Annotated in this window: 18 protein-coding genes and 1 pseudogene; 8 read left to right on the top strand and 11 right to left on the bottom strand. The window is 36.3% G+C overall.

All coding sequences use genetic code 11. The annotated features are described in order from the left end of the window. A partial coding sequence (locus FVQ77_11565; protein ID MBW8050952.1) for a tetratricopeptide repeat protein occupies positions 1-1,167 on the bottom strand: 1,167 nt, incomplete at its 3' end. 541 nt (positions 1,168-1,708) lie between these two features. On the opposite strand from FVQ77_11565, the gene FVQ77_11570 reads away from it, so the two are divergent. Continuing rightward, positions 1,709-2,908 carry an amino acid deaminase/aldolase gene (locus tag FVQ77_11570; protein MBW8050953.1) on the top strand — a complete coding sequence of 400 codons (1,200 nt, stop codon included), beginning with the start codon at positions 1,709-1,711 and terminating at the stop codon, positions 2,906-2,908. Positions 2,909-2,988: 80 nt separating this feature from the next. On the opposite strand, the gene FVQ77_11575 is transcribed toward FVQ77_11570, so the two are convergent. Next, positions 2,989-3,174, bottom strand: coding sequence for a hypothetical protein (locus FVQ77_11575; GenBank protein MBW8050954.1), 186 nt, complete (start codon positions 3,172-3,174; stop codon positions 2,989-2,991). Positions 3,175-3,661: 487 nt separating this feature from the next. Here FVQ77_11575 and mtaB point away from each other — a divergent pair, with 487 nt between their 5' ends. Further along, positions 3,662-5,113, top strand: coding sequence for a tRNA (N(6)-L-threonylcarbamoyladenosine(37)-C(2))-methylthiotransferase MtaB (gene mtaB / locus FVQ77_11580; GenBank protein MBW8050955.1), 1,452 nt, complete (start codon positions 3,662-3,664; stop codon positions 5,111-5,113). Between the two features lie 213 nt (positions 5,114-5,326). Here mtaB and FVQ77_11585 read toward each other — a convergent pair whose 3' ends face one another. Next, positions 5,327-6,112 carry a hypothetical protein gene (locus FVQ77_11585; GenBank protein ID MBW8050956.1) on the bottom strand — a complete coding sequence of 262 codons (786 nt, stop codon included), beginning with the start codon at positions 6,110-6,112 and terminating at the stop codon, positions 5,327-5,329. A 179-nt stretch (positions 6,113-6,291) separates the two neighbouring features. Next, on the bottom strand, positions 6,292-7,551 hold the full coding sequence (locus FVQ77_11590) for an ABC transporter permease (GenBank protein MBW8050957.1): 1,260 nt from the start codon (positions 7,549-7,551) through the stop codon (positions 6,292-6,294). A 107-nt stretch (positions 7,552-7,658) separates the two neighbouring features. On the opposite strand from FVQ77_11590, the gene FVQ77_11595 reads away from it, so the two are divergent. Next, positions 7,659-8,915 (top strand): asparagine synthetase B, encoded by a 1,257-nt coding sequence (locus FVQ77_11595; protein MBW8050958.1) that lies wholly within the window; start codon positions 7,659-7,661, stop codon positions 8,913-8,915. Between the two features lie 238 nt (positions 8,916-9,153). Here the strand turns inward: FVQ77_11595 and FVQ77_11600 are convergent, their stop codons facing one another. The 7 genes from FVQ77_11600 to lpxK form a co-directional block, all read right to left on the bottom strand. Beyond that, on the bottom strand, positions 9,154-9,444 hold the full coding sequence (locus FVQ77_11600) for a hypothetical protein (protein ID MBW8050959.1): 291 nt from the start codon (positions 9,442-9,444) through the stop codon (positions 9,154-9,156). Between the two features lie 65 nt (positions 9,445-9,509). Further along, positions 9,510-12,272 (bottom strand): PKD domain-containing protein, encoded by a 2,763-nt coding sequence (locus FVQ77_11605; GenBank protein MBW8050960.1) that lies wholly within the window; start codon positions 12,270-12,272, stop codon positions 9,510-9,512. An 83-nt stretch (positions 12,273-12,355) separates the two neighbouring features. Next, positions 12,356-12,916: a hypothetical protein gene (locus FVQ77_11610; protein MBW8050961.1), complete on the bottom strand. Its 561-nt coding sequence runs from the start codon at positions 12,914-12,916 to the stop codon at positions 12,356-12,358. A 448-nt stretch (positions 12,917-13,364) separates the two neighbouring features. After that, positions 13,365-13,643: a UPF0175 family protein gene (locus tag FVQ77_11615; protein MBW8050962.1), complete on the bottom strand. Its 279-nt coding sequence runs from the start codon at positions 13,641-13,643 to the stop codon at positions 13,365-13,367. A 263-nt stretch (positions 13,644-13,906) separates the two neighbouring features. Then, complete coding sequence (locus FVQ77_11620) at positions 13,907-14,182, bottom strand: hypothetical protein (protein MBW8050963.1); 276 nt, start codon at positions 14,180-14,182, stop codon at positions 13,907-13,909. 282 nt (positions 14,183-14,464) lie between these two features. Next, a complete protein-coding gene (locus tag FVQ77_11625) occupies positions 14,465-16,435 on the bottom strand; it encodes a hypothetical protein (protein ID MBW8050964.1) in 1,971 nt (656 codons plus the stop codon). After that, a complete protein-coding gene (gene lpxK, locus FVQ77_11630) occupies positions 16,436-17,545 on the bottom strand; it encodes a tetraacyldisaccharide 4'-kinase (GenBank protein MBW8050965.1) in 1,110 nt (369 codons plus the stop codon). A 545-nt stretch (positions 17,546-18,090) separates the two neighbouring features. Between lpxK and FVQ77_11635 the strand changes: the two genes are divergently transcribed. The 5 genes and pseudogenes from FVQ77_11635 (at position 18,091) to FVQ77_11655 (ending at position 23,126) form a co-directional block, all read left to right on the top strand. Then, positions 18,091-19,191 (top strand): Nif3-like dinuclear metal center hexameric protein, encoded by a 1,101-nt coding sequence (locus FVQ77_11635; GenBank protein ID MBW8050966.1) that lies wholly within the window; start codon positions 18,091-18,093, stop codon positions 19,189-19,191. Positions 19,192-19,246: 55 nt separating this feature from the next. Then, positions 19,247-20,020, top strand: coding sequence for a hypothetical protein (locus tag FVQ77_11640; GenBank protein MBW8050967.1), 774 nt, complete (start codon positions 19,247-19,249; stop codon positions 20,018-20,020). Between the two features lie 46 nt (positions 20,021-20,066). Then, a pseudogene (locus FVQ77_11645) lies at positions 20,067-21,392 on the top strand (anthranilate synthase component I family protein). A 455-nt stretch (positions 21,393-21,847) separates the two neighbouring features. Continuing rightward, complete coding sequence (locus tag FVQ77_11650; protein MBW8050968.1) at positions 21,848-22,132, top strand: hypothetical protein; 285 nt, start codon at positions 21,848-21,850, stop codon at positions 22,130-22,132. Between the two features lie 199 nt (positions 22,133-22,331). Continuing rightward, on the top strand, positions 22,332-23,126 hold the full coding sequence (locus FVQ77_11655) for a thymidylate synthase (protein MBW8050969.1): 795 nt from the start codon (positions 22,332-22,334) through the stop codon (positions 23,124-23,126). Positions 23,127-23,502: the final 376 nt, after the last annotated feature.

Consider the following 23,502-nt stretch of genomic DNA (forward strand, 5'->3'; position numbering starts at 1 on the left):
GGTGTCTTTGAGGGTGGTGTATTGTTTATAATGTTCAAGGGAAAGTTTGTAGCTGCCGAGCTGCTCGTAACATTCTGTAAGCCCTGAATGTGCCTCGCTTTCTTGTTGCAATGCTCCAATGCTGTCTGCGAGCAGGGCGGCTTGTTGGTAGTACTGTATGGCTTTGGTGTATTTCTGTTTCTGTACATAAATAGTTCCTATGCCGGATAAGCTAAAGGTCATATTGTATTCATCGCTGAGTTCTTTATTTATCAAAAGGGCTTGTTGTTGATAATACAACGCAGTGTCAAGTAACAGGGCTGGATTTTTAGCAGCCAACCCGCCCGCCCTTTCAAGGTTCACCCCGTAGCCAAGCGTATCGGGGCTGTCACCTTGTTCAAATAAGGATGTGTACAAACTCCCGATATTCGTATAGGAGTTAGCCATGCCTTTTTTATCACCCAGTTGCACTTTTATTTTAAGGGATTTAAAGTAGTATTCCAGCGCTTGGGGGTAGGAGGATTGATTCTTATAAATAATCCCGATGTTGTTATAGGAGGCAGCCATGCCTTGTTTATCACCCAGTTCCTCTCTTATTTCAAGGGCTTTAAAGTAGTATTCCAGCGCTTGTGTGTAAGAAGATTGATTGTAATAAATAAGCCCGATGTTGTTATATGTGTTAGCCAATACTTTTGATTTCTCACCAAGCTCCTTATATATTTTAAGGGATTTAAAGTAGTATTCCAGCGCTTGGGGGTAAGAGGATTGATTGGTATAAATAATCCCGATGTTGCCATAGGAGCCAGCCATGCCTTTCCGGTCGCCCTCCTGTTCACTTAATTCAAGTGTCTTTGTCCAGCTCTTTAAAGCTGCCGGGTAGTTGCTTTGCACATAATGAACGTAGCCGATATTATGATAAGAACTGATAAGTCCCTGCTGCCAGTCAGCAGCTTGGCTTAATTCCAATGCCTGTTGTGCCAATACAAGGGCGGTGTCTGGTTTAGAGGTAATGAATTTTCTGGCAAGTGTATTGAGGGCTTTTATTTTAGTTGTGTCGTGTTTTGCTGTTTGGAGGGCTTGGAGGAGGGAATCAAGCTTGTGCGTGTCTGCTAACAAGTTGGCAGTTGGCAGCGGCAGTAGGCAGTAGGCAATTAGAGAGATTGCAAATATTTTAGTTGGTTTTTTCATTATAAAACACTGAACTCTAAACTTCAAATAACTTTACTAATAAAAAATGCTAATATACGTCCCCGATGCAAATATACGAATGAATGTGAATAATACGAATGAAGAATCTCCGATGACAATATACGGTTTTTTATAAGAGGGATGAGGCGTTGAATTTGTATAATTAGTCCCGAGTACTCGGGATTGGTATCGGTGATTAGTATAGCGTTTCATAAAAAGGATAACATTTAACCTATATTATTCCTAAACTTTAAGATGAAACAAATAAAATCCCAAATCCAAAGCTCAAAATCCAAAATAAATCCCAAAACCTAAATCCAAAAAAAAAAGCCATACGATTTACGGGAGAGATTATTGCTGTTCGGAAAAAGAATGATTATAAGCAGAAAATCGTAACTTTGTGTTCTGAAATTGGGATTTTAAACTTGGGATTTATTTTGAAGTTGGGATTTTGAAATTGGGATTTTATGAATAATTGAGGATAGTAATTATTTTTTATTTGTATTATTTTGGTGAAACGATATATTAGTATATTTGCGCTATGAATTCTCACTCCAGAACTTATGACTACTACAAGAAAATATTTGTTGGCCAACCCATGCCTTTTGCTTTTGTTGATATGGATCTTCTGGAAGAGAATGCAAGACAAATTGTGAAGAGAGCGTTAGGTAAGAAAATAAGGATCGCATCAAAATCAGTCCGGTGCAGATACCTGTTAAATAGGATACTTGACCTGGATACCGCCTTCCAGGGAATTATGTGCTTTACAGTACCCGAAGCAGTTTATCTCAGCAAGCAGGGTTTTGATGACCTGTTGGTGGCATATCCTTGTATGCAGGAACAATATATCGCAGAAGTTTGCCGGGAGGTTCAAAAAGGAAAAACAATCGTTTTAATGGCAGACTGTTTAGAGCACGTTCAAAGAATTGACCAGGTTGCCGGTAAGGTTGATGTGGCGGTGCCTGTGTGTATGGATATTGATATGTCAACAAATTTCCCCGGATTGCATTTTGGTGTTTTGCGGAGTGGAATATTTAATAAAAAGCAGGTGTTAAATCTGGTTGAGCACCTACAACGATTAAAAAATGTAAGATTAGATGGTATCATGGGTTATGAAGCGCAAATAGCAGGAGTAGGGGATAATTATCAGGGGCAATCACTGAAAAACGGGGTTATCAGGTTTTTAAAAAGCAGGTCTGTCAAAGAAATAGCCCGCAGAAGACATGATATAGCAGAGGCAATCAAATCAAATGGAGTAAAGCTAAGATTTATCAATGGGGGAGGAACCGGCAGCCTGGAATCCACAACAGGAGAAGACGTAGTTACAGAAGTAACCGTTGGCTCAGGCTTTTATGCTTCTGCCCTTTTTGATAATTACAAAAATTTCAGACATTTGCCCTCGGCAGGATTTGCCATTGAGATAGTAAGAAGGCCACAGTACAATATGTTTACCTGCCATGGAGGTGGCTATACAGCTTCCGGCGCTGCGGGTGCCGACAAGCTGCCCAAGCCCTACCTGCCGGAAGGGATGAAAATAACCAAAAACGAGGGAGCCGGTGAAGTGCAAACGCCATTGATCTATACGGGGTTTGAAAAATTGTCTTTAGGTGATCCTGTATTTATGAGACACAGCAAAGCCGGTGAGCTTTGTGAGCGGTTTGATAAATTGTTGCTGGTATCTGAAAAAAATATTGTAGATGAAGTTAAAACTTACCGAGGGGAAGGGAAATGTTTCCTGTAAAGAGTATAATGCTAATTAGTGTCTGTCTATAAAGTCGAATGTTTAATATATTATAATAAAAACATAACTTCGTAAGTTGATTAAAAAGTCGGCAGTCCACAGTCGGCAGTCGGCAAATTTGCCGACTGCCAACTGCCAACTGCATTTCCATATTCCCTTATTCCCTTATTCCCAGCAAATTCATCGGATGACCCAAACGCACAACCTGGAGAGTCATCCGATGATAACCACCCCTTGTCATAGTCATTGTCATTGTCTATTGTCATATTGTCTACTGCCGACTGCCGACTGCCAACTGCCAACTTAATGTTGAAACTTTGGATTTTCTTTAACGAATATTTTTGACATTATAGACAGACACTAATTATACTAATGCCCAACGCTAAGGCCTTGAAGAGATTAATGCAAATACTTGTAATGTGTCTTTTATTTAGTATCATTAGACTCTTGAAAGACCTTTATCGTTAACTTTTTAACGATAATTTTTGATGATTTTTTTTGAAATTTAATTGCAAACAATAATATCCTGGTTCAAAACCTGATTAGTGGTGGGTTGCAATTATAAAAAACTAACTAACCAAAACCAGTAACCAACTAACTAAAACTATTAACTAATAAACCAATAACTAAATTTTTTCCAAGACTTCGCACGTAATGTTAGTAAGTTCACAGTAGATTTCCCCGAAGGGCTTTTTTTCTCCCGACAAGTCGGGAGAAAAAATTTAGTATATTAGCATTTTTTTATTAGTATTTATGAAAAAAGTAGCATTCTATACTTTAGGTTGTAAGCTGAACTTTGCAGAAACATCCACCATTGCAAGGCAATTTGCAAAGGGATTTAGAAAGGTTGGCTTTGATCAATCTCCTGATATTTTTGTGATCAATACCTGCTCTGTGACTGAAAATGCTGATAAAAAATGTAAAGCGATCGTCAAACGGGCTCTGAAAGAGTCACCAAATGCCTTGATCGCAGTTACAGGCTGCTATGCCCAGCTAAAGCCAAAGAAAATAGCAGAGATACCTGGTGTTGATATTGTTTTAGGAGCCGCTGAAAAATTCCGAATCCCAGAAAAATTAAACGCAAGCCCCCCCCTAACTCCAAGCCCCCCTGCCTCCCGCAATGCTGGCCCGATGTCCACTGGACATCGTCCTCCCCAAAGGGGGGACTTCCCAACCCCAATTGCCAAAAGCAAAGGCGATGGCAAAGCCCCCCCCTTGGGGGGGTTGGGGGGGGCTGCTAAAGTGTATGCTTCTGAAATAGATCATGTCAATCAATTCATGCCTTCATACTCTATTGGTGACAGGACGCGTTCGTTCCTCAAAGTACAGGACGGGTGCAATTATGGCTGTTCTTTTTGTACGATACCGCTTGCAAGAGGTCAAAGCAGAAGTGACAGCATTGAAAATATTGTATCATCCGCAAACAAAATTGCTGAAAGTGGAGTAAAAGAGATCATTCTAAGTGGAGTTAATATTGGAGATTTTGGTAAAAGAGGAACGGTGGAAGGGGGAAAGGGAACAAAGGGACAAAACTTTTATGAATTAGTTCAGGAATTAGACAAGGTAGAAGGTATTGAAAGATTCAGGATATCATCCATTGAACCGAATTTACTGACAGACGAGATCATTGACTTTGTAGCAAATTCAAAACGTTTTATGCCTCATTTCCATATTCCGTTACAATCAGGCTGTAATAAGATACTGAAATTGATGCGCAGAAGATATTTGAAGGAATTATATGCTGAAAGAGTTGAAAAAATAAAGAAAGTTATGCCAGATTGCTGTATCGGGGCAGATGTAATTGCAGGATTTCCCCGGGAGACTGAAGAAGATTTTCTGGAAACTTATAACTTCATTAATCAACTCAATGTTTCATACTTACACGTTTTTACCTATTCAGAAAGAGATAACACCAATGCAATTAAAATTTCCCATTCTGTGCCAATGAAAGAGAGAAATAAACGCAGTAAAATGCTAAGAATTTTATCAGAAAAGAAAAGGAGATATTTTTATGAGCAACATTTAGGGTTGATGGCTAATGTTTTATTTGAACGAGAAGCCGAAAACGGATTGATGCGTGGTTTTACTGAAAATTACATCAGGGTTTCAGCGCCACATGCCTCTTCGCGGGTCAATAAAATTATCGCTGTTAAATTAAAGGGGATTGATGAAAACGGTTGTAATTCAATAGTAATTCAGTTGTAATTCAATTAAACGCCGAAAATGAAACCACTAATTACACGAATTACACTAATTAATAATTACACTAATTTAATTCGTGTAATTCGTGGTTTCATCCATCAAACATCTTCCTTGCTATAATCTCCTTCATATGAATTACTATTTCTGGTGGGGATTCCTCGTTCGCGCCAACACTGCCAGCCTCCCCTGCACTCGGAATGACGGTTGAATTAGTATTTATTTCTTAAAGAATTTCTCGGTACGATTATCAATATTCAAATAGTAAACACCGGTTTTAAAGCTACTGCAATCAATCGTGCTGCCTGTGCCTTTTTTAACTACATTACCATAGACGTCTAACACCTCGTAGTTGGTTTCACGTGAAAGCGTAATGTTTTTAGTGACACGTTTGGGGTAAAATTCAACTGCCTGCAAAGTGGAAGTGTATTCAGCTACTTTAGAATAAAAAACCTGCCCGCCTGGTATGATCACCTTCACTCTGTATTTGTTCAGTCCCGAATGGTGTTTGGATCCTACACTGTAGTTATTAGACAAGGAAGAACCTTTGCCCTTTACTTGCTGGCTTGTGATCCAGTTGTTGTTGTTAAATAGTTCGAGGTAAAATTTACTGTTAGGTTCTTCGCCTTTTGTGTTCCAGTTGATATTGGTTTCGTCAACAGTAAATGATGTAAACTGGAATTTACTTTTCACCCTAACCACCTGGGGATTTAAGATTTTAGGCTTACAATCGTCTTTGTGTGTAATTTTTATGGAAACAGGGTCATTAAGCTTCAGGTGCGACAGATCAATCTCATAAGCGCTTGACTTGACGTTGCTCATTACCTTGATATTGTTGATAAATACTTCATTGGTACAAAAATCCCGCATATTTGAAGTAAAGGGATTTTGTACATACAGGTTTTTACCCTGGTACACGCCAGTGAGTGTGATCACTCCAGCGTTAAGCACTGTAAAATTTAATGACAATAAAGTCACAAATATTAATATTGATTTAGCTCTCATGGATGAAAAGTTCTTTTATTGAAAGTAATAAAAATTAATGTGTACAAATTTTTGGCGCAAACATATAAATATTTTAATTATCAAACAAACTATAACTACATTTTTTTATTTCTAACAATCCCTTAAACGATGCAATATTAATGGAATATAAATAATAAACCGAATTATTTTACATTTTTTCACTCAAACCTCAAAGATTCGATCGGATCCACCTTAGACGCTTTATACGCAGGATAATAGCCCGACAGAATACCTACCACCACACAAACGCTTAACCCAACAATTATCCATAACCATGGAACCACAAAAGCTCCTGCACCGATCAGTTGAGGGACAATATTGCCGATAATGATGCCGAAAATTATTCCTGCTATTCCACCCAACTGGCATATAATTATCGCCTCAATCAAAAATTGCTGCCTGATAAGCCAGGGTGTAGCCCCCAGGGCTTTCCTCATGCCTATTTCCTTAGTTCTTTCAGTCACAGAAACCATCATGATATTCATGAGGGCAACGGCAGCGCCAATCAGCGTTACAAATCCTATCAAAAACCCTCCAATTCTCAGGTAACCTGAGATCTCTTCAAGCGCTGCTGTTAACGTATCACTTTTTGAGAGCTCAAATGAATCTTCCTCTCCTGGCAGATCCCTGCGAATGTACCTCATCACACCTGTTGCTTCTCCCATAGCATAGTCCAGATCAACGCTGTTATGTATTTTTATATTTATTTGGTTAGTTTGCTGGCGGCCTGTTGCGATGTGCCTGGAGTTTTCTATCGGTATTAATACCAACCTGTCAGCCCCTTTGCCTCCGGTCAGGCTCCCCCTCTTTTTGAGAATCCCTATAATGTGATATTGCAACCCTAATAATCGAATGGTCTGATCAACTGGATTTTCTTTTTCAAATAATACATTGGCTATTTCATTTCCAATGATAGCAACATTTGATCCGTATTTCAGTTCAATATTTGAAAAATTTCTACCTGCCAACAGATCATAGTCTTTATTGTCTAAGAAATTCTCATCAATGCCAATAACACTCACGTTTGGATTGGTCTTCCTGGAGCTCCCTCCTTTCACCCGCGATAAGCTTTTAATTTCTGCAATTTGTGAAATATAAGTATAAACACTTGTTTTTGAATTAAAATCAAATTGTTTTTTAAACGCTCTTGCCTGAAAAAGATCAACAGGAGGATATGTTTTTGCCGACCTTCCCTGATGGCGATGCCTGTAACCATATCCCTTACTTTTAATATCAAAAGCATTAGCGCCCAATTCGGAAAAACTACCGGTGATTGCATGTTCCATGCTGTCAATGGCAGTCAATATACCGACAAGGGATGTGATGCCAATTGCAATGATCAGCGCAGTTAATATTGCTCTCAGCAGGTTTTCTTTGACTGTTCTGAAGCCTTCTTTGATATTTTCTAATAAGTTCATTATCCGATGCCAATATACGAATTATTTAGCACTGAATTGATAGATTGGATATTAAAGGTTTTTTTATTATATTTGCGTCAATTAGCCGGACAGTTTTGAATTCAAATATGCAAAAAATCTTAATAACCATATTGATTGCTTTATCTATCCATGCCAAAGCCTCTTATATCCTGATCCCTATGGATGAAACCCAGTCGGATCATCTGAAGTCATACGGTATTGCTTACTGGGTATTACAACATGAAGTAGATGTAAGCTGGTTGTTGAATTACAGGGGTGGAAGTTTCATGTTTAAATATTTTCAACAATTTGAAAATGAATTGATCATCAGGGGCGTGAGCTATGAAGTTATCTCTGATGCACAATCTACCGGGGTATTATCTGAAATAGCAATGCCTGATGTAAACATGGATATAATGAATTTGGAAAAAGTTCCTAAAATAGCTGTATATTCCCCTAAAACAAAGCAGCCGTGGGATGATGCAGTAACGCTTGTGCTAACCTATGCAGAAATTCCTTACGATGTGCTATTTGATGATGAAGTGCTGGCTGGTGTACTGCCAAAGTATGACTGGCTTCACCTTCACCATGAAGATTTTACAGGCCAGTATGGTAAATTCTGGGCAAGCTACAGAACACAGCCATGGTATATCCAGCAGCAAAAAGAATTTGAAGAAACTGCCCGAAGACATGGCTTTAATAAAGTTTCCCAGCTCAAATTAGCAGTTGTAAAAAAAATACGGGATTACTGTGCCGGAGGAGGATTCATGTTTGCTATGTGTTCAGCAAGTGATACCTATGATATTGCCCTGGCAGCAGAAGGTGTTGATATATGCCATGCTGTGTTTGATGGGGACCCGGCAGACCCGAAAGCTCAAAGCAAACTGGATTTTAGCGTTACCTTCGCATTTCAAAATTTTATTATCAGCAGAAATCAATACGAATATGAATACTCCAATATAGATAACCAGATGAAGGAACGGGGCCTGAATGAAAAAAACGATTTCTTCACCCTTTTCCAATTCTCTGCCAAATGGGACCCGATCCCTACAATGCTCACACAGTGCCATACAAGAATTATCAAAGGTTTTATGGGACAAACCACTGCATTTAAAAAAAGATTAATTAAACCCGAAATATTGATCATGGGAGAAACCAGGTCAATCAAGGAAGCAAGATATATACATAATACTTTCGGAAAAGGAACCTGGACATTCTATGGCGGCCATGACCCTGAAGATTACCAGCATTATGTAGGCGAAGAGCCCACTGACCTTAATCTATATCCCAACTCCCCGGGGTACAGGCTGATCCTGAACAATATTTTGTTTCCTGCGGCAAGGAAGAAGAAGAGGAAGACGTGAACACAGATCACACAGATTTAATGAACACAGATCACACAGATTTAAGAAGATTACACAGATGTAAAAACCCTGTGTGAGAATGTTAAAGCCCTTTGCGAATATGTTCAGACCCTTTGTGAGAATGTTAAAGCCCTTTGCGAATATATTCAGACCCTTTACGGATATGTAAAAGTTCTTTGTAAGAATGTAAAAACCCTGTGTGGTAAGTGTTGTGATTTTTAAATCGTTTTCGTTTGGATTATACAAGGGTTCTTCTTCTAATAATTCTTTTAGTTTTTTGAAGTGTGGTTAGTTTGTTTATTGGTTCAAATACAAGCTGTCTTTCATTAGTGGCTGCAATGAATTTTGCAAGCTCGTCTTTGACTGTATTTAATGCACTTTGTGAATTTGTGAGCAATGTATTGAGCGCTGGCAGCTTGATCGCATTTTGTACGGGATTGTAAGGCGCTCCGTAGCCGGTGCAAAATGAGATTATGTCTTCAAAGTTTGCAACGTTTATTGCGTGGCCTGTTTCGCTTTGTGAAGCCATGATTTTTGGGTTTTGTGCCCAGACACGCCATAAATGGCGTCTGTACTGTCGGGGCGGGTTACAAATTAATTGTTATTCAAGATTATTTTACGATTGATTATGTTATTGTGATTACCTCCTACGCTAAAGCTTCGGAGGTCAGGTATAATTTGCAGGTTGTAAATGCCTGCCGGATTTGGTTTCAGGTTTATTTTCGTTAAGTAAAACCCTTTTATATTGTATAGCATTTTGGCATATATTGACTGACCCAAGATGTTGGTGACGTTTATTTGTATATCCTGCATTTCAGGGCTTTCCATTTCTATGATAAACTCACCTGTGGTTGGATTGGGATAAATGTTTACTGCATTTTGTTCAACACTTTCTACTATACCCTGAGGTGCATCAGGGGCTAAAGGAAATCCAGCATTAAATGTATAAGGTAAAGTCCATTGTATTAAAGTCCGATCATTGCTGCCGCCAAACAGATAAAAGCCGCCCCCTGTTACCAAATACAGATTAAACATATAAGTACTGGTATAAGTATAATCAAAAACAAAATCAAGCTCTGGCGGCATATTTTGGCTATTAGGATTAATTGTTTGTGGGGATCCTGCCAAATAATTCCACCAGCCTGAACTGTAAACCGTACCGCTGACACCTGGCACGTTATTCCATATATTTATTCCGCTTAAACCATCAGTATTCTCAACAGTGCCTCTAACATAATCTGCACTAAGTGTAAATGAAATATTATCTAAAAAAGGATAAAATTCTATTGTTTCACCAGATTCACATAGATTATTGTTATTACCATTGCTATCGGGGTTGCTGTCGTCATCAATAGTTCCAGCGGTAGTTGGGGAAAATAATAATGGTTTGATAGGAATAGGAATGCATTTTGTTGAATATTGTTTAGAAGTCGTATTATCTATCACAATAAAATCAATTAGAGCCTGGTAACCATTATTAGCGCTCGGAGATATGTAAATCTCAAATTCGTTTATAGACCAGGCCTTTGTATTGTAAACAACATTATTCAGTGTAGATGTGCTGTCATATATTGTAATAAACGGATCATTTGATCTGATCCTGCACTCACCACTTACTATGTTTCCAAGATCGGATTTTAAGTTTTTACATCGAATTTTAAACCTTACATATCTCCCCGGTTCCAAATAATTTTTGGGATTGCTTGGGTGATATGATATGCTGTTGGGGAGCGTAGTAAAATAACTGCCAAAAGACGTGCTTTGTATGGTTGGCTGATCATAGAAGGCAATGTCGGTTAAAAAAACCTCAGTACTAACAGCACAAGGATCAACTACTGTAATATATCCAGTTTTAGTTAATGTATTTGAACCATCTGCATTTGTTGCTGTTAAAGTTACATCATAAGTTCCTGCTGTATTGTAGGTTATAGTTGGATTTTGTGAAATTGATGAACCTGGTGTACCTCCCGGGAATGACCACGACCAGGAAGTTGGACTGTTAGTAGAGAGGTCTGTAAATGATACCGTTTCTCCCATGTTTATATTTGTTGTGTTTGCAATAAAATCTGTAACTGGTGGATAAACACAGGAAATGTTAGCTTCCCAACCAGATAGAGTAGTAAAGATGTCACCATCAGAAGTAAACCGATATGTCAAACACACATTGGTTGAAGTTATTGTAGTTGGAAGTATATTGAAAAAATCAAAAGGGCTTCCCGATATTTGTGGCGATGCTGTATTTGGTCCATCATAAACATATAATAAATCACCTGTCCAAACATCAAACGAGGTACCATTGAATTGAATTTGTGCCCCAGGAGTTGACGCACAAAATGTCATCGTATAATTTTCATTAATACCATAATTGCCTCCACTACCACCACTGTCATAAAATGTACCTGAACAGGTATTTACTGTACCACCTTGGTTTATTGTATATATTTGTGAGACTGTAATATAGCCGGGCTTTGTCAATGTATTGGAGCCATAATTATTATTTACTGTTAGAGTTACATCATAAGTACCTGGCGTATTGTATGTTACGGTTGGATTTTGTAAACTAGAAGAAACAGGTGTACCCCCAGGGAATGACCAAGACCATGAAGTTGTAATGTTTGTAGATATATCTGTAAATGATACAATATCTCCTTGATTTATATTAGTAAGGTTTGCATTAAAGTCGGCAACTGGCGGAGAAGCTGACCCACCAATTACTTTGAAATCATCTACCATCCAAGCGTATTCGCATCCACTTGATAAGCTTTTAAAAGCAATAGCGAACCAAACAGCAGGTTCATTAGCTGCAGCACTTGATATATCAATCGATACAATATCAGGATTTGGTGTAAAAGCATTTTGTGCTAAAGAATTATTAGGATAGAACCAAAAATTAGAGCCAGATGCCCAGTCGTTATTACTTACCTGGATTTCGGTTGAATCCAGACCTTTCCTGTAATATTGTTCAAATTGTATAATTACATAAGGATAGGCTGAACAATCTATAGACATTGTCCCCCCTGATCTATCCAAATACGCATATTGGCTACCACTACATAAAAGATCTGAATCAAATAAAGCAAAACCATTAAGGCTTGTAGTTGATTGTATTATACCTATCGCATTAGCTCCACTAGGTGATGTAGTACCAATTACCCAATTATCAGGAGGTGAGAAATTACCGATAATCCAGTTTGAAGATGTAGAAAAATTGTCATAAAAAATTGTAGTTTGACCAAACGCACATAATGATAATCCAAAAATCAAAAGCAAAGCGAAAGAATTTTGTAAATAAAATATTACGGTTCCTCTTGCTGGTCTGGCACCTTGTGCCGCTCCAACTGTGTTGATTGTTTTCATAATTTTAATTGTTTATTGTCTGAACCATGATTTTTAGGATTAAGGGATTACCTTGATTTTAATTTATTTACTTATTAGTTTATCTATTTGTCTGGGTGAATGGTTTTTTTAGTAATATTTTCAATATTCCAAATATCTATAGCTCTTGGAATAGTTACATCTTTGTGTTTATTTATATAAGCATCAAATTTTCCGCGCTTATATTCTGCCTGCATTTTTCTCATGAAATTTAGATAACCATGAGACTTTTCATTAATATATCCTCTGGGAGATTGTTTGCGATATTCATTTTTAATGCTGTTATCCCACATCATAAAAAAATCAGGACACATGAGATGTAATACTTTTGAAGCGCCTACATATTTTATCCCAACGATATCGGAAAATGATTCATAAATTTTCTTGATCTTATCTTCAATGACAGTATTATTAAAATCAACTTTTTCAAACTTCATTTTTTTGAAGTAGTCAAAATCTGCATTATTAATTATCTTCTCAAATTTTTTCAGGTTAAAGTTAGTCATATGATATCTGAAATATGCAAAATTCCATGTGGATAATAATAAGAATATTCCCTGTAATATTTTACCTTCTTTTACAAGGTCAATTGACCATTTATAAACTTCTTTTCTTAATTTGTTCATGTTTTGGGATAGGCATAATTAAAATAAAAAAGCCCGCACCCCGATAAAAAACCGGGGAACGGGCTTATAAAAATTAATGTAAAATCTTTTAGTGAAAATTACTCTCTCTCTCTCTCTCTCTCTCTCTCTCTCTCTCTCTCTCTCTCTCTCTCGGCAAAAAAGGTGCCAGAGAGTTTGTTTAGGTTATTATTTGTTATTTCAGGTGTCATTGTTTCAACTACAAGGACCCCGTTAAATTAAAAAGAAATTTCACGGGGTAAATATTTGTTTAAAAGGATAAAGAACGCAAGTTACAAACTTTTTATTATATTTTGGAAGTTTATTGTTATTTGTTTTTATTTTTACCCCTAAATCCCCTAAAGGAGACTTGCCTACTCTCAAAAAAGCTCTCTGAGAATATCTAATTTGCCAACTTTTTCTAAATGAATTATTGGGCTTGAATTTGAAACTACTTGCATCCTGCTGTTTTAACATTTTTTATATCACTATCTAATTCATCATTTGTAATATCAAGAAATGGTATCCCTAATCTTGAAGCATACCGGATAAATTCAAACCTGTCCATTCCTAGTAGATCCGCTGCTTTTCCACTCGAAATTTCCCCTTCCCTGTACAATTCAAGTATTGTCAATTCCTTAACTTTTCTACTGGGGCTTATATGCTTTTTTGAAAAAACAGACAATAAACTCGCTGGTAATTCTATAGTTATTTTTTCCTGGTTTTGCATGATTTTACATTTTAGATTACAGATAATAAAACAAATTAATAAAAAATTACAGTTCTCAAGAGCAAGAATATAGCTCAACGCTATATTTTCACCCCGTTGAGTTATTCAACTGAGGTTAATTTTTTTCAGGTTTGTTAAGTCATTGTATTAAAATTAAAAATTAATTACGCGGGTTTCATAATATATTTCTTTTTGGGCATTTACTCAATCACCACTTTCAAATTTTCAGTTCTACTATCTGTTATCACCTGCAAAGGTGGCACTTATACTGGCTCTGTAAATTGGGTTTTCACTTTAATATTACCCTTTTTGACAGTAACTTCCACAATAGAACCATCGGGTGTTTCAAGTTTTTGATGGTCAGCTTCTTGATCTACATCGTCAAACTCAACACCTAATAACTCTCCGGAAGGCGAAAGCCATGCAACGCCTTTCCCTTTCTTGCACTCAACAGCATCTCCATAGGGCCCTGGATACCAGTAGAATGACAAAGGACCCGATTGACCGATAGGGCGAAAAAAAATTTCCGGCTTTTTCATAGCTTTAGTTTTTTTAGTTTTTTATGTGATTATAGTTACAATCTCAATTTTTCTTTTCATCAACTTTTATTGTTGCTTCCAGGATAAAATATTTTTATTTATCTACAAATTTAATGATTTTCCGAAAAGTATCAGGTAAACATCAACAACAAAGATAACACTAAAATTTTACATCCTCACTTATTGAATCACAACTTTTTTATTTACTCCGTGAAATAAGAGTTTTTTAATCTTATTTTTACTTAATGTAAAAATTACAAATCTGAGCATAAATATAATGATTCAATCAAAAAACAACCAATTCAACCCAAGATCAAACCTTCGTTTCAAGCCCGTATAATATGGGGTTACAAAATAACCGTTTGCCGGAAAACCCTGGTTGATATGGGCTGACTTTAAAAATAACCTGACACGTTTAATACGCATATTAATAAAAACATCTACAACGGGATATGCAGCCACAGGAAACACATTTTGTAAATAAAACTGATGAGTTACAGGCATATAACCATCGGCATAGTATGAAGACATCCAGATTGCTTCTATGCCGATTTGTGCATAAAGAACACTTTTGAACATATAGCCCTGGTAATACAAACGCCCGTTTATTAAAAATTCAGGCATCCTGATAATATCTGCCCTCAAACTTTTTGTATAAATAAATTGATTATCGGTATAAAATTTACGCCAGTGTGTTTTAAGTGTTAAACCTGAATTTAATATTTGTACATCATTTTTACTTTGCTGAGCAGTAGCACTTATATCATAATAAATAAGGTCTTTTATATTATAAAATGAATTATTAAACGAAATTTTTGTGCTTCCAAAACCTAAATTTAACTCCACAAAACTATGATCTGACAAGGTTGGTTTTAAAGAGTCGTTTTTCCAATAAAAATGATTACTTGTATATGCAGTTTCCACTAAAGAAGGCGATATCAAAACCCTTTGATGGCCAATCGTTAATAACTTTGAATTAAAAATAGTTTTAAGCTTATAATCTTTGTTAAATAAATATTCACCTTCAAAGGAACCATAAATTTTGTCTTTGAAAAAATAATCTCCCCCTCCTCCGATGAAATTCTCATTTATCCAGCCGGCATATCCTTCGCAAGTATTCCCCGGTTCACATACATATTCATACTCTTTTTCATATTCTTTTCTACGGAAATAAAGATTATAATTGAATTGATGATCTCGGTTTTTAACACTATCATCTTTTGTCCATCGTCCATCTCCCATCTTCCATCTTCCCTGAAATCCTATCTTATTGTTAATTTGCTGATATATTGTTCTTTCACTCGTTACAGAGCTTGTAAAATTAATGATAGGATAAAAATCAATATTTCCTGCAAGGTTGTTATCTTTATACCTGTTGGTTTGTTTTATCCTGTCAAAGGTATGAAACAAAGCAATTGCTCTATTCTTTAGTAAATAATAGCGCTGATAAAGATGGTAGTTATTTCTTCTGTCAGTACTTTTTACGGAATCCAGATTTGGTGTTTCTAATGAGTAGTTAAACAAAGAATCCGGTGTGTCGGCACTATCAGGTTTTATCCCTCCATTTTCAAAAATAAAATGGTTTAAAAAACTATAATTCACCAGGAGCTGGTATCTTTTATTTTCTGAAAAAAATCGCGAGAATATAATTAATGCATAGCTATCAATTTGTTTATTATTAGGATTATCGGGATCTAAAGTTATGCTGAATTGTTTTTTTGAAGTTATTCTTCGGAGACAAGATCCTATATTCCACTGTTTGTTAATATTGCGGCTAAATCCAACCTTCAAATACTGCTCACCTTTGCCTCCCTGCAAATAATATATATCTGTAAAAGGTGATTTGGTATCATAATATTTAATTTTCACCGGGTCAAAAGCATATTTAGTGTAAACATCAAATCCCAAATTCACTCCAATCTGGTCCGGTTGTTGCCAGTACATAGGTTTTGAAGCAGTACCCAGGTTGCCCAGATCCTGGTAAAAATCCCCTCCCCATTTTTTACCCCATATAAAAACAGCCTTTTTATGAAAACCGTCAATGAGTGTATCTACAGGATGTAAAGTGTCTGCTCCTTTAAATATTTCTTCTTCATAGACGTAATAGGTAGTATGAGGGCCATAAATTAGTTTTGTAGTGTCATCAAGGATCTGGGCAAAACAGTTGGCAGTTGGCAGTTGGCAGTTGGCAATAATAGATACTGCCACTATTGCTATTTTAGCGATTTTTTGAGTTTTTTTAACAGTTTTCATTTAAATATTTTGCAATGTTATTGCATTTAAAACCAAACCATCAAATTCCTTCTTTCCTTCTAAAAAATAAACTTCGATAGGCACGTAAAACACCGGCAATTCTTTTAAGTGTTCTGCCAGTTCAGGTTTAAGTAATTTTACCATATCTTTTTCTGTGGTCAATAAGCATTTATTTTGTTCACTGATAGCCGAAAATTCATTTTTTATCTTCAGGATATCTGTGGCGCTATAATTATGGTGGTCTCCAAAATCCAGTGATCTGGTCAATTTGTATTTCTTTTCCAACTCATTTTTTAAGGATGTATTGTCAGCTATGCCTGAGAACAGTAAAATGGATTTTTGATCAGGCATGCCACCGCTCCAGGCAGTGGCACGTCTGTCTTTAAATACAGGTACCGGTTTATTGTATTTAATGCCAGTAAAAAATACAGACGATTCTTTCACAGAATATTTCCTTATTTTCGTTTCAATCTTGCGTCTTTCATCTTCAGGCAAATTTTCAGGACATTTGGTAACAATTATTACATCAGCTCTTTGAGCATTTTTTCTTGATTCTCTCAACCTACCCGCAGGTAATAGAAGATCGTTATAAAATTGCCTGTTATAATCAGTAAGTAATATATTCAGATCAGGGATGACAGGCCTGTGCTGAAAAGCATCATCTAAAATTATCACATCAGTATCTGGTTTCTCAAAAAGAATTTGTGGGATTGCCAATGCCCTGTCTTCGCACACAGCAATAGTAATTCCGGAAAACCTACGAGGTTTTGAAAATCTCGTAGGTTTAACAAATTTCCTATAAAACTGCATGGGCTCATCACCTATGGTTTCCCAATCACATTTGTCATCTGCAATGATAAACCCTTTTGTTTTTCTACCATATCCCCTGCTTAAAGTTGCAACCTTATATTGATCTTTGAGTAATCGTATCAAATATTCAACATGTGGTGATTTTCCTGTACCACCAATAGTCAGGTTACCAACACTTATGATATTGGTCTCAAAATGGAATGATCTTTTATAGCCAATATTATAAAGGTGGTTTCTGAATGCAGTGACCAGATTGTATAATATCGAAAAAGGATATAGAAATATTTTTAAGAACATTATAATTTCAACCTAAAAATCTAAATTAAAAAAAACAACTTAAATTGTAATCATTATTAACATCATGCATCAAATTATCAGTTACTGGATGCTGGTTACTGGGTGCTGGTTGACCCTATTGTTATTAATTTTTGCAATATAATCCTAACCTGGCGTAGCCAGAACCAAAATTTTAGTTCATGGTTTTTGGTTTTTAGTTTTAGTTATTTGGTTGTTAGTTTTAGTTCATTAGTTCAATAGTTTGCTAATGCCGGACTCATGGCACGACCAACAAACTAAAAAACTATAACCAGAAACTATCAAACCATAACCAAAAACTAACAACCAAAAACTAAATATTTTGCCAAAACTTGTCAGAATTTTAAATGTTAGACACTAATATAATTTTTATATATAACCTAAAAATCTAATTGTCTTAATGCAGCTCTTTATTCACAATAGGATGTACTTTTCCTCTTTTTAATTTAGATTTTTAGGTTTAAAGTAAAGTTGTTAACAAATTATTTTTTTAACTTTGAAAGTTTATTTGTGTAAAATCTATTTAATCAATGCCAAAAACAAGCGAAATAGCCAGCTACTTAGAATCATTCGCTCCATTATCATACCAGGAAAGTTACGACAATGCAGGGCTTATTGTTGGAGATCCTGACGCAAAAATAAACGGAATTCTGATTTGTCTTGATACAATTGAGTCAGTAATTGATGAAGCCATTGCAAAAAAATGCAACCTGGTTGTATCCCACCATCCTGTTATATTCAGAGGCTTAAAAAAGCTCAACGGTAGTAATTACGTAGAAAGAAGCGTTATCAAAGCAATAAAAAACGATATTGCCATCTACGCCATTCATACCAACCTGGATAATGTATCAAAAGGCGTAAGCTACAAAATTACTGAAAAGATCGGTTTAAAAAATGTCAGGATACTTCGAAACAAAACAGGTACACTAAAAAAATTAGTAACTTTTGTACCCATAAAGGATACAGATCAATTACTTTCTGCACTTCACCAGGCAGGTGTGGGAATTATTGGTAATTACCAGCAATGCAGTTTCATTGTAGAAGGAGTGGGTACATTTATGCCATACGACCAGGCAAAACCCCATATTGGGAAAAAGGGCATCCTGGAAAAGGTTCAGGAAAACCGAATAGAAGTGATCTTTCCATCGTTTCTGCATGAGAAAATTGTAGAAACGTTAAAAGAAGCACATCCTTACGAAGAAGTGGCCTATTACATTACAACATTAGATAATGAAAACCAGGATGCAGGGGCAGGAGCTATAGGCGAATTAGAAAAGCCAATAGCAGCTAAAGATTTTTTACTAAAACTCAAAGATCAAATGAAATTACAATGTATCAGACATTCTCCAATCTTCGATCAATTTTCAATTACAAGGGTTGCCGTTTGCGGTGGAGCAGGAAGTCTTCTTCTTAAAGATGCTATTAGAAAAAAAGCAGATGTTTTTATTACTGCAGATTTTAAATACCACGAGTTCTTTGACGCAGAAAATAAGATCGTTATTGCAGATATAGGACATTATGAAAGCGAAGTTTTTACAAAAGAATTAATATTTGAGATTTTAAATAAAAAATTCACTAATATTGCACTTGATTTATCTAAGATAGTTACTAACCCGATAAATTACCTTTAGAAAATTGGAAATGATTAGAATTTGTCAATATAGTTCATTTTAAATTTATTAAAATATGGAAAACACAGTACCCCAAAAATTAGAACAATTATTAGCATTACAGCTAATAGATTCAAATCTTAACGAGATCAAAAAGAGCAGAATTGATGTGTCCGAAGAAGTTGGAGAATTAGAAGACGAAATTGTAGGATATGAAACGAGAGCTGGCAAGTTCAATGAAGGACTATCAGCTATTGAAAGCGAAATTAAAGATCTCAAAAATGTAATGAAAGACTCTAATGGACTCATCAAAAAGTACAACGAACAACAGATGAAAGTCAAGAACAACCGGGAATATCAGGCGATAACTAAAGAAATTGAACTTCAGGAGCTTGAAGTTCAATTAGCAGAAAAAAAGATAAAAGAAGTAAAGATAAAAACAGAGCAAAAGAATACTGACATTGAAGATACAGATAAGTTGCTAAAAGAAAGAAAGGAAGACCTTAAAGGTAAACAAGATGAGCTAAAAGTAATCACTAGTAAAAGTCAGGTTGAAGAAAAAAAACTTCTCAAGAAAAGGGAAAAAGCTGAAACTACTATAGATGAAAGAATGTTACTTGCATACACAAAAATTAGAAACAACGCCCGGAATGGTTTGGCTGTGGTGAACGTACAAAGAGATGCCTGTGGCGGATGCTTTAACTCAGTACCACCTCAAAGGCAGGTTGATATAAGAGAAAAAAAGAAAATAATTGTATGTGAACATTGCGGAAGAATATTTGCGGACGTTGAACTGGTAATAGAAGAGAAAAAAATAAAAAAGACAAGGCGCGTAGCGCATAGCGCATAGCGCCCTTTGTAGAGACGTTGCATGCAACGTCTCTACAAAGGGCGCTATGCGCTCAATCAGCTTTAAAGTCAATCAATTAGCCCAATTCAAAAACAGCGCTCTTCATTGGGCTGATAAATGTTCAAACTTTGCCTTTTACGAAAATAATAACGTTTCTTCCCGGCATGGTTCGTTCACAAATATACTTGCTGTAGATATTGATGATGAAATAGATCTCCGCGAACCGGAACAGCCCTCCAAAAGTACCTATTTTGAACTATTAAAAGACTTTGTTGATAATAATAGCCATTGGTTATTTGGGTATTTTACTTATGATCTAAAAAATGACATACCAGCCTGTCAGCCAGGCAAAGAGCCACTTTCCAGCAACAATATTGATCAGGTTCAATTCCCTCCCCTGCATTTTTTTAAACCCAAACATGTTATCTTTTTTAATCAGAACGAAGTGACTATTGAAAGTTCAATAGATGCACAAGAAGTGTATGAAAAAATTTCAAATTGCCTGTCTGTGTCCCGATATTCGGGACAGGCAGGTGGATTTTCAATTTCGCCTGCCTGCCGAAGCGCTTTTTGGCACACAGGCAGGGATTTGGTAGAGACGTCCAAATTGGACGTCTCTACCAAATCCCTGCCTGCGCAGAAGCTCCCGTCCCGACAAAGTCGGGGTCGGCAGGCAGGCACAACCCCAAATACTTTTAAACTACAACAAAGAGTAAGTAAAAAAGAATACATTGAAACAGTAAAAAAAATTAAAAATCATATTATTGAAGGAGATATATATGAATTAAATTACTGTATTGAATTTTTTGCAGAAAATACAATTATTGACCCTGTTAAAACATTCTTATCTCTTAATAAATATTCCCCAATGCCGTTTGCAGGTATTTATAAGCTTGATGATAAATATTTATTATGTGCTTCGCCTGAGAGATTTTTAAAAAAAATAACCGATATCAATTATCAAACATCCAGACTCATATCACAGCCAATAAAAGGTACGATACAAAGAGGCAAATCTTCCGCAGAAGATGGAAAATTAAAACAAAAACTACGCTATGATGAAAAAGAGCTGGCAGAAAACATGATGATCGTTGACCTTGTAAGAAACGACCTTGCCAGAAGCTCAAAAACCGGGAGCGTTCATGTGGATGAACTGTTTGGAATTTACAAATTTAAAAACCTTTTCCAGATGATATCTACTGTTACCTCAGAGCTTAAAGACGACTGCCATTTTATAGACGCCATCAAAAACGCCTTTCCTATGGGCAGCATGACAGGAGCTCCAAAGATCAGGGCTATGCAATTAATTGAGCAATATGAGAAAACCAAAAGAGGCCTTTTCTCTGGCTCAATGGGATATATAACTCCGAGCCACACAAACAGCCCCCCTGAAAAGGAGAAACGGGGAATCGGAGAAACGGAGAACAGGGAAAAGGGAGAAACGGAGAATGGGGGAAACGGAGAATCGGAGAAACGGGGCAGGCAATTCACCGATTCACCCATTCACCCATTCACCGATTCGGTAAGGGATAGTGGCGGAAGGGATTTACGGGGGGCTTGCAGGGATTTTGATTTTAATGTGGTTATACGCAGTATACTCTATAATCAGGCAACAAATTATCTTTCCTTCCAGGTAGGAAGCGCTATTACCTATGATTCAATTCCTGAAAAAGAATATGATGAGTGTTTGCTGAAGGCGAAGGCTATTATGAATACGCTTTTAACAAGTGTGGAACAATAAAAAAATAGTATTAACGTTTGCTTTTTAAATTAGAAACATTTACCTTTGTAATTCTAAAAAGTAAAACAATCACTAAAAAACCAACAATGATGAAAAAATTAATTTTAGCAATCGCATTATTTGCCTTTATCAGTGCAGGTACAGCTAATGCTGCAATCTCTGTATTTTCTGGCAATACTACTGAAGTAGTTAAAGGTGACAAAGACAAGGAAAAAAAGAAAAAGAAAAAGAGAAAAGAGAAGAAAGCAGCAGCTACTAAAGATAAAAAGTGTTGTTCAAAGGATTCAAAGAAGAAGTGCGGCTTTAAACTTTTTTGTTCTCCTAAAAGCTGTACAAAAAAGCAATCTACTAACAAAGAAGAAGTTCAGTAATCTTTGATCCATTAAAGGCGCCTCACGAAAGTTTAACCCCGACAAAGTAGGGGTATGTGGGAAAAAAAGTCTTCTGTGAATCAGAAGACTTTTTTATATAGCGAATATTTATGATCCTATCAATCGTAGCTGTTATAGGGATAATCCTTGTCAGTATCTACGATTACCGGAAGAAAAAACAACAAGAGCAATCCAAATAATGCGTCCGTATTTAGAATTAATGGATCATATCCTTCAGAATGGGATAGAAAAAGAGGATAGGACCGGCACAGGTACCCTTAGCGTATTTGGTTACCAGATGCGTATTAAATTAAAAGACGGCTTCCCGCTACTTACTACCAAAAAACTTCATATACGATCTATCATTTACGAGTTATTATGGTTCTTAAAGGGAGATACAAATATTAGATATTTGAATGAAAATGGTGTGAAAATATGGGATGAATGGGCTGATGAAAATGGTGATTTAGGGCCAGTTTACGGTTATCAATGGCGATCATGGCCTGTTGAAGATGGTAAAGCTGTTGATCAAATAATCCATGCAGTTGATCAAATAAAAAACAATCCCGATTCACGCAGAATTATCGTAAACGCGTGGAATGTCGGTGAAATTAATAAGATGGCATTGCCGCCCTGCCATGTGTTATTTCAATTTTATGTTGCAGATGGAAAACTTTCCTGTCAATTATATCAAAGAAGTGCAGATGTATTTTTAGGTGTCCCCTTCAATATTGCTTCTTATGCCTTATTAACTATGATGATGGCCCAAGTCTGTGATCTTCAGCCCGGTGATTTTGTTCATACCTTTGGTGATGTACACCTTTATCTTAACCATCTTGAACAAGCTGAATTACAGCTTTCAAGAACCCCTCGTCCTCTACCTGAAATGAAAATAAATCCTGAAGTGATATCTATTTTTGATTTTAAATATGATGATTTTACTCTTGTTAATTATAATCCACATCCACTTATTAAAGCCGAGATTGCAGTGTAGGATTTAGAGGAGAAAGGAAATAGAGGGAATAGGTAACTGTTCACATTAATAAGAACCAAGTCCCAAATTTCAAGCCCCAAATTCAAAGGGGAAAAAAGACCATGTATATTATCACTTAATACAAAACCCGAACATCTCTTTTTTTCTTCCTCTTGGGACTTGGGGCTTGGAATTTGTACTCAATTAACTATGTGAATGGTTACATTAAATCTAACATTCCAGCATCCCCTATTCCCCTATTCCCTTATTTCCTTATTTCCTTATTTCCTTATTTCCTTATTTCCTTATTTCCAGCAAATTCATCGGATGACCCAAACGCACAACCTGGAGAGTCATCCGATGATAACCACCCCTTGTCATAGTCATTGTCATTGTC

The organism is Cytophagales bacterium (assembly GCA_019456305.1).
Classification (GTDB): domain Bacteria; phylum Bacteroidota; class Bacteroidia; order Cytophagales; family VRUD01; genus VRUD01.